Origin of the sequence: Phenylobacterium sp. (genome assembly GCF_035475775.1) — a bacterium.
In the GTDB taxonomy this organism is placed as follows: Bacteria; Pseudomonadota; Alphaproteobacteria; order Caulobacterales; family Caulobacteraceae; genus Phenylobacterium.
In genome coordinates, this window is the sequence record NZ_DATIMC010000016.1 from 1 (window position 1) to 7,327 (window position 7,327).

5 protein-coding genes are annotated in these 7,327 nt (G+C 70.2%); 3 read left to right on the top strand and 2 right to left on the bottom strand.

What is annotated here, in order from left to right; all coding sequences use genetic code 11:
- Both VLI41_RS02135 and VLI41_RS02140 read right to left on the bottom strand, forming a co-directional pair.
- Positions 1 to 764 (bottom strand): transglycosylase domain-containing protein (locus tag VLI41_RS02135; protein ID WP_325266408.1); only part of this gene is annotated, 764 nt, incomplete at its 3' end.
- 92 nt (positions 765 to 856) lie between these two features.
- On the bottom strand, positions 857 to 2,032 hold the full coding sequence (locus VLI41_RS02140; RefSeq protein WP_325266409.1) for an N-acetylmuramoyl-L-alanine amidase: 1,176 nt from the start codon (positions 2,030 to 2,032) through the stop codon (positions 857 to 859).
- 463 nt (positions 2,033 to 2,495) lie between these two features.
- On the opposite strand from VLI41_RS02140, the gene VLI41_RS02145 reads away from it, so the two are divergent.
- The 3 genes from VLI41_RS02145 to VLI41_RS02155 all read left to right on the top strand — a co-directional run.
- Positions 2,496 to 5,108 (top strand): ribonuclease E/G, encoded by a 2,613-nt coding sequence (locus VLI41_RS02145; protein ID WP_325266410.1) that lies wholly within the window; start codon positions 2,496 to 2,498, stop codon positions 5,106 to 5,108.
- Positions 5,109 to 5,157: 49 nt separating this feature from the next.
- On the top strand, positions 5,158 to 6,573 hold the full coding sequence (locus VLI41_RS02150; RefSeq protein WP_325266411.1) for a M48 family metalloprotease: 1,416 nt from the start codon (positions 5,158 to 5,160) through the stop codon (positions 6,571 to 6,573).
- A 37-nt stretch (positions 6,574 to 6,610) separates the two neighbouring features.
- On the top strand, positions 6,611 to 7,327 hold a 717-nt coding region (locus VLI41_RS02155; RefSeq protein ID WP_325266412.1), incomplete at its 3' end, for a DsbA family protein.

Consider the following 7,327-nt stretch of genomic DNA (forward strand, 5'->3'; position numbering starts at 1 on the left):
AGGTCCTCGCGCATGGCCGCCTGGGCCTCGGCGCGGCTGACCCAGCCGAGATCCTGCATCTGGCCGATGATCCAGTTGCGGCGCTCAATGGCCTTCAGCTTGTTGCGGATCGGATGGTAGTTGTCCGGGCCCTTGGGCAGCGACGCCAGGTACGCGCTCTCGGCCAGGGTCAGGTCGCTGACCGACTTGCCGAAGTAGTTGTAGGCCGCCGCCCCGACGCCGAACGAGCGGTAGCCCAGCCAGATCTCGTTCAGATAGAGCTCGAGGATCCGCTCCTTGGAGAGCACGCCTTCGAGCTGCTGGGCCAGCAGGGCTTCCTTGAGCTTGCGGCCGATGGTGGCGTCGTTGGTGAGCAGGATGTTCTTGGCCACCTGCTGGGTGATGGTCGAGCCGCTCTCCAGCCGCTTGCCATGCGCCAGGTTGACGACGTCCTTGGCGCCGGCGCGGACGATGCCGGCGTAGTCCAGGCCCGAATGGCGGAAGAAGTTGCGGTCCTCGGCGGCCATGAACGCCTGCGCCAGCTGCGGCTGCATGGCGTCATAGGGCACGAAGATCCGGCGCTCGCGGGAGAACTCCCCGATCAGGGTGCCGTCCCAGGCGTAGGCCCGCGTGGCGGTCGGCGGGTGATAGTCGGCCAGGTCGCCGGCGTCGGGCATGTCGTGGAAAAGCCAGGCGGCCCAGATCGCGATGGCGAATCCCGCCGCCGCGATAAGGCTCAGCGCGGCGACGCCGGCGATCGCGACCCATCTTTCGGGGGGATTCAAAGGACTCAGGACCTCCAGAGGGGCGTCGGCCCTCCGGGTCTTCGTCTAAACGGCTTCGACGCGGGCGCCAACGCCTCGCGGGGGTTCCTGCGTCAGCGCGACGCGAGCCGGGTGGATTCGGTGAAGTAGTCGTCGATGGCGTCGCCGACCGCATTCATCAGGCGGTTGCGCTGGCCGGCGTCGCGCAGGAAGGCCTCATCCTCGGCGTTGGAGATGAAGCCCATTTCCAGGAGCACGGCCGGCACGTCGGGCGCGAGCAGCACCATGAAGCCCGCGTCGCGCTGACTCTTGCGTAAAAGCGCCGCCTTGCCCTCGATCCGGCTCACCAGCATCTGGGCGAAGCCGGCGGAGCGGTTGCGGGTGGCGCGCTGGGTGAGGTCGAGCAGGATGTCGCTGACGCCGGGATCGCCGGTCAGGCTGGCCTTCATGAACCAGTCGTCCTGCTTCACGAACCGCGCCGCCCGCACCGAGGCCTTGTCGGACAGGGTGTAGACGCTTGCGCCATGCAGCTGCGGGTTGGGGCCGGAATCGGAGTGCAGCGAGATGAACAGGTCGGCCCCGGCCTGCTGGGCGATGCGCACCCGGTCGGCGAGCGGGATGTAGACGTCGGCCTCGCGGGTCATCACCACCTGGTAGCGGCCGGACCTTTCCAGCCGCGCCTTCAGGGCCTGGGCCGCGGCGAGGTTGACGTCCTTCTCGTAGCCGAAGAGCCCGTGGGCGCCCGGATCGTGGCCGCCGTGGCCGGCGTCGATGACGATCACCTTCTTCAAGGCCAGCGCCGGCGGGCTCGGCTGCAGGAAGCCGGTGCGCAGCGCGAGCTTGGCCGGCGCACGCGCCCTGGCCAGCCCGGCCTCGCCCGGCGGCGGCGCGGCGACGTCGATCACATAGCGGTAATGGTCGACCCCGTCGGCCGGCGGCAGGAGGAAGCGGCGCTTCACCTTGGCCGCCCCGGCAAGCTCCATCTGCAGTCGCGCGGCGCCGCCGTCCTGGTCGATGACCCAGCGTTTCACAAGCCCCTGGGACCCGCCCTGCTGGCCGCCGGCCGCCGAGACGCCCGCCAGCAGCAGGAGCACGCGCCCGTCGGCGCCGTCGTCGACGAGCTTGCCGCTGGCCGAGTGGTCGAGGTCGATGACGATGCGGGTCTGGGCGGCGTCGCCCCCGAGCCTGACCTCGAGGATGTCCGCCGAGGCCACCGCCGCGTGGGAGGCCGCGACCGCGATCAGGCCGCAGGCGGCCGCGACGCAGGCCAGCAGGACGCCGCCGCGCATGCCAGCCATCGCCTTCGCCGCCCGCCTCAGCACCCGTCCAGCCCCCGCCCTGCCGGGACTTCCATGTCGTCCGATGGGAAGGGATATACGCGCTCGGCAGGTACACAAACGGTTAACAGGGCGTTTCCGCCGCTACCTGGGGCCGCACGGCTTTCCTTTTGCCGCCGCCTGTTGCAAAGTCCGCCCGCGCATCATCGCCGCCTCTGCGTCGCAGGGCTCCGATGCGCGAACGTCAAACCCGCGCCCGATCTGACCGAGTCTCCTCGGCGGCGGCGCATCATCCGATCCGCGCCCTGGTCGGGCGCCGTAGGAAAACACCCGATGGGCAGCGCTGCTCACGCCCCTTTCCGGCCTCAGGCCGCTCAAGACGCCCTATCCGGCGTCCAGGGCTGCGCGCGCGCCCATCCCATTAGCTGGCTGCGCCCGGGTCAAAGGCCCGCCGCGCGCCGCGGAGATTCACTTGATGACGAAAACCATGTTGATCGACGCCGCCCACGCCGAAGAGACGCGCGTGGTGGTGCTCGACGGGACCCGCGTTGAAGAATTCGATTTCGAGAGCCAGAACCGGAAGCAGCTTCGAGGCAATATCTACCTCGCCAAGGTCACCCGCGTAGAGCCGTCGCTGCAGGCGGCCTTCGTCGAGTACGGCGGCAACCGCCACGGCTTCCTGGCGTTCAACGAAATCCACCCCGACTACTACCAGATCCCGGTCGCCGACCGCGAAGCCCTGCTGCGCGAGGAAGCCGAGGCAGACGCGGAGGACGAGCGCCACGAGCCGAGGAGCCGCGCCGCGAGCAGCGGCGACGAGGACGACGAGGACGCCGCCCAGGCCGCTGAGGACGAAGACGACGTCATGGAGGAGGAGCTTGCGCGCCGCCGCCGCCGGCTGATGCGCAAGTACAAGATCCAGGAGGTGATCCGCCGCCGGCAGATCATGCTGGTGCAGGTCGTCAAGGAGGAGCGCGGCAACAAGGGCGCGGCGCTGACCACCTACCTGTCGCTCGCCGGCCGCTATGGTGTCCTGATGCCCAACACCGCGCGCGGCGGCGGCATCAGCCGCAAGATCACCGCCATCGCCGACCGCAAGCGCCTGAAAGGCATCGTGCAGAGCCTGGACGTGCCGCACGGCATGGGCCTGATCGTTCGCACCGCCGGCGCCAAGCGGACGAAGGCCGAGATCAAGCGGGACTACGAGTACCTGCTCAGGCTCTGGGAAAACATCCGCGAGACCACCCTGCACTCGATCGCCCCGGCCCTGATCTACGAGGAAGAGGACCTGGTGAAGCGGGCGATCCGCGACCTCTACGACAAGGACATCGACGGCGTCTTCGTCGAGGGCGAGTCCGGCTTCAAGGAAGCGCGCGACTTCATGCGCATGCTGATGCCGGGGCAGGCGAAGAAGGTGCAGCTCTATCGCGAGCCGACGCCGCTCTACGTGAAGTACAAGGTCGAGGACCACCTGAGCCAGATCTACTCGCCGGTCGTGCCCCTGCGCTCGGGCGGCTATCTGGTCATCAACCAGACCGAGGCGCTGGTCGCCGTGGACGTGAACTCCGGCCGCTCGACCCGGGAGCGGAACATCGAGGCCACGGCGCTCAAGACCAACATGGAAGCCGCAGAGGAGGCCGCGCGTCAGCTGCGCCTGCGCGATCTCGCGGGCCTGATCGTCATCGACTTCATCGACATGGACGAGTCGAAGAACAATCGCGCCGTCGAGAAGAAGCTGAAAGATTGCCTGAAGGACGACCGCGCGCGCGTCCAGATGGGCAAGATCAGCCCCTTCGGCCTGATGGAGATCTCGCGCCAGCGCCGCCGCACCGGCGTGCTGGAGGGCACCACCCACGTCTGCGAGCACTGCGGCGGCACCGGCCGCGTCCGCTCGGTCGAATCGAGCGCGCTCGCGACGCTGAGGGCGCTGGAGATCGAAGCGCTCAAAGGCGGCGGCGAAGCGACGCTCACCGCGCCTCGCGCCGTGGCGCTCTACATCCTGAACGAGAAGCGCGCCCATCTGGCGCGGCTGCACCAGCAGCTCGGGCTGTTCGTGACGGTGGTTGTCGACGACGCCATGGCCCATGTCGATCACCAGATCGAGCGGACCTCCATGGAGACCCGCGCCGAACACGCGGCCCCCGCCCTGCCGCCGACGGAGGCCTACGCGCCTGCGCCGGAGCCGGAAGCGCTCGAGGACTATGAAGACGAGGAAGAGGAAGAGGACGAAGACGAGGAGGAAGTCGCGGCCATCGAGGCCCAGCCGCGCGGTCGCCCCGAGGATGAGGCGCACCACGACGAGGGGGAAGGCCGCGGACGCAGGCGCCGCCGCCGCCGCGGCCGGCGCGGCGACGAGCTCCGCGAGGGGCGCGACGCGCGCGAGCCTGGCCACGCCGGCGAGCCCCTCCGCGAGCAGGCGCCTCGCCCCACCGAGGCTCAGCGTGAGGACGAGGACGGGGGCCACGGCCGCAGACGCCGGCGCGGCCGGCGCGGCGGGCGGCGGATGCGCGACGACGGCCGTCCGCCCGAAACCTTCGCCTGGACGCGTCCCTGGGTGCCGTATGGCGACGATCCCTTCGTCTGGTTCGACCCGGCCGAGGATCTGAAGAAGCCGCCGGTCCCGTCGGCCGCCAACGATCAGCGCCAGCCCTCCAGGCCGGCGGCCGCGGCGGAGACCGCGGCCCCCGCGCCCGCGCTCGCCCGGCCTGTTGCGCGCTCGGAGATGGACGACGTCTGGGTCGAGCTGCCCGCGCCAGAGGACAAGCCGAAGCGCGGCCGCCGTGGCCGCACCCGCGGCGCGGAGCCGCAGCCCCCGCCCGAGCCGCCGGCCGCGCAAGCCCCGGCGCCCAGCGAGTCCGCGCTCGAGGCGCCGGTCGAGGCCGCGCCGGCCAGGAAGCCCAGCCGGCGGCGGGCCGCCCCCGCCAAGGCGGCGGCTCCCGAACCCGAGCGCGTGGCCGAGCCCTTGCCGGAGCTCGCGACGGCCGCAGCCGTCCCGCCGGCGGCGCCGACTGCGCCGGCCGCGCCGGACCCTGCGGAGATCGCCGCCCCGCCGAGCGCCCCGCGCAGAGGCTGGTGGCGGCGCGGATGAGGGGCTAAGGTCGGTCCGGCGCGAGGGGGATGACAGAGGCGAATCCAGCATGGCGTCCCCTGCCCGGTCGGTCTCCCGCATCGTCTTCGGCCTGGCTCTGGCGGCGGGTCTTGTCCTCCAGTCGGGGATCGCCGCCGCGCAGCAGGGTCCCGACGAGACCCTGATCCGCGACACCGAGATCGAAGAAATCCTGCACCACGACGCCGACCCGATCCTGACCGCGGCCGGCATCGATCCCAAGGACGTGCAGATCATCATCATCGGCTCCAAGCCGGACGACATCAACGCCTTCGCCGCGCCGCGCCTGATGGGCGTGAACACCGCCCTGATCCTGAAGACCAAGAATCCGAACGAGCTGCAGGGCGTCATGGCCCACGAGGTGGGCCACCTCGCCGCCGGCCACAGCGCTCGCTCGGGCGAGATGCAGCACGCCGGCATGAGACCGTTCCTGCTCACCATGGGCCTGGGCGTGCTGGCGGCGGTGGCGGGGGCGGGCGATGCGGCCGCGGGGCTGATCAGCAGCGCTCCTTACTTCGGGACGCTGGGCGCCATCGGCTACAGCCGCGAGCAGGAAGCCCGCGCCGACCAGGCCGGCGCGACCCTGCTCGAGAAGGCCGGCCTCTCCGGCCGCGGCCTGGCCGAGTTCTTCGACAACTTCCGCTACCAGGAGGTGTTCAGCGAGGCGCGCCGCTACAAGTACTTCATCGACCACCCGCTCTCGTCGGACCGGATCGACGCCCTGCAATCGCGGGTGGCCAAGGCGCCGCACTATGGCGAGGTGGACAGCCCGGCGGCCATGGCCGAGCACGAGATCATGAAGGCCAAGCTGGAGGGATTCCTCGAGCCGCAGGTCGCGATCGTGAAGTACGCGGAGACCGACAAATCCTACCCCGCCCGCTATGCCCGGGCGATCGCCTACTACCAGCTGAAGGAGCCCGACAAGGCGCTGAAGCTGATCGACGCCCTGCTGCAGGAGCAGCCGGCCAATCCGTACCTCTGGGAGCTCAAGGGCCAGATCCTGTTCGAGTACGGGCGGGCGAAGGAGGCCGAGGCGCCGCAGCGCAAGTCGGTGGAGCTCAAGCCGGACGCGCCGCTGCTGCGCATCAACCTCGGCCAGACGCTGATCGCGCTCGACGACAAGGCCAAGGTCGAGGAAGGCGTCGCCGAGCTGAAGAAGGCGCTGACCCAGGAGAACGACAACGCCGAGGCCTGGCGGCTGCTGGCCCAGGCCTATGACAAGCAGGGCCAGGCCGGCATGGCGCGGCTGGCCACGGCCGAATACAACTTCGACATCGGCGACCAGAAGGACGCCCTGATCTTCGCCATGCGCGCCCGGGAGAAGCTGCCCAAGGACAGCCCCGAATGGCGCCGCGCGACGGACATCGTGCTGGTCTCCAAGCCCAGCCGCGACGACCTGAAGGAGCTGGCGAGCGAAGGCTCGATCAGTCGGGGCGAGGTTCACTAGGCTTCGCAAACCCGCCGCCGAGCATTATCTGAACCCGATGAGACCTGCCCTCGCCATGCTCGCGGCCGCCGCCGCGCTTTCCCTCGCCGGCTGCCAGAAGGCCGACGACGCCGTGTTCGGCCAGCGCGTGCGGGCCTACCTCCTGGCCCACCCGGAGGTGATCCGCGAAGCCGTCCAGAAGCTGCAGGACAACGAGCAGGCCGCCGCGGCCAAGGCGTCGACCGCCGCGCTCAAGACCTACCGCAGCCAGATCGAGCGCGATCCCCGCGACATCGTCATCCACCCGCAAGGCAAGGTGACGGTGACCGAGTTCTTCGATTACCGCTGCGGCTACTGCAAGCTGGCCGCCCCGGAGGTGGTGAAGCTGATCGACCAGAACCCGGACATCCGCTTCGTCTTCAAGCAGTTCCCGATCTTCGGCGCGGTCTCCGACACCGCGGCCAAGGTGGCGCTGACGCCGCAGGGCAAGGCCAAGGCCTTTGACCTCTACAAGAGCTGGATGGGCGAGAAGGCGCTGGACGATACCCTGCTCGACAAGGACCTGCAGTCGGCCGGGATCGATCCCGCCGCGGCGCGCAAGGCCGCCGAGAGCCCGGCGATCGAGCAGCAGATCCTGGACACCCGCGCGCTCGCCAGCAACCTGAAGATCGAGGGCACCCCGGCGTTCGTGGTCGGCGACACCCTGATCCCCGGCGCGGACATGCCGGCTCTGCGCGCGGCGATCACCGTGGCCAAGGACGGCGGCCTGCGGAAG

What these genes read in the sequence shown, in the direction of transcription:
- VLI41_RS02145 (WP_325266410.1), top strand. Translation starts at nt 2,496, where the DNA reads ATGACGAAAACCATGTTGATCGACGCCGCCCACGCCGAAGAGACGCGC.
- VLI41_RS02140 (WP_325266409.1), bottom strand. Translation starts at nt 2,032, where the DNA reads ATGCGCGGCGGCGTCCTGCTGGCCTGCGTCGCGGCCGCCTGCGGCCTG.
- VLI41_RS02150 (WP_325266411.1), top strand. Translation starts at nt 5,158, where the DNA reads ATGGCGTCCCCTGCCCGGTCGGTCTCCCGCATCGTCTTCGGCCTGGCT.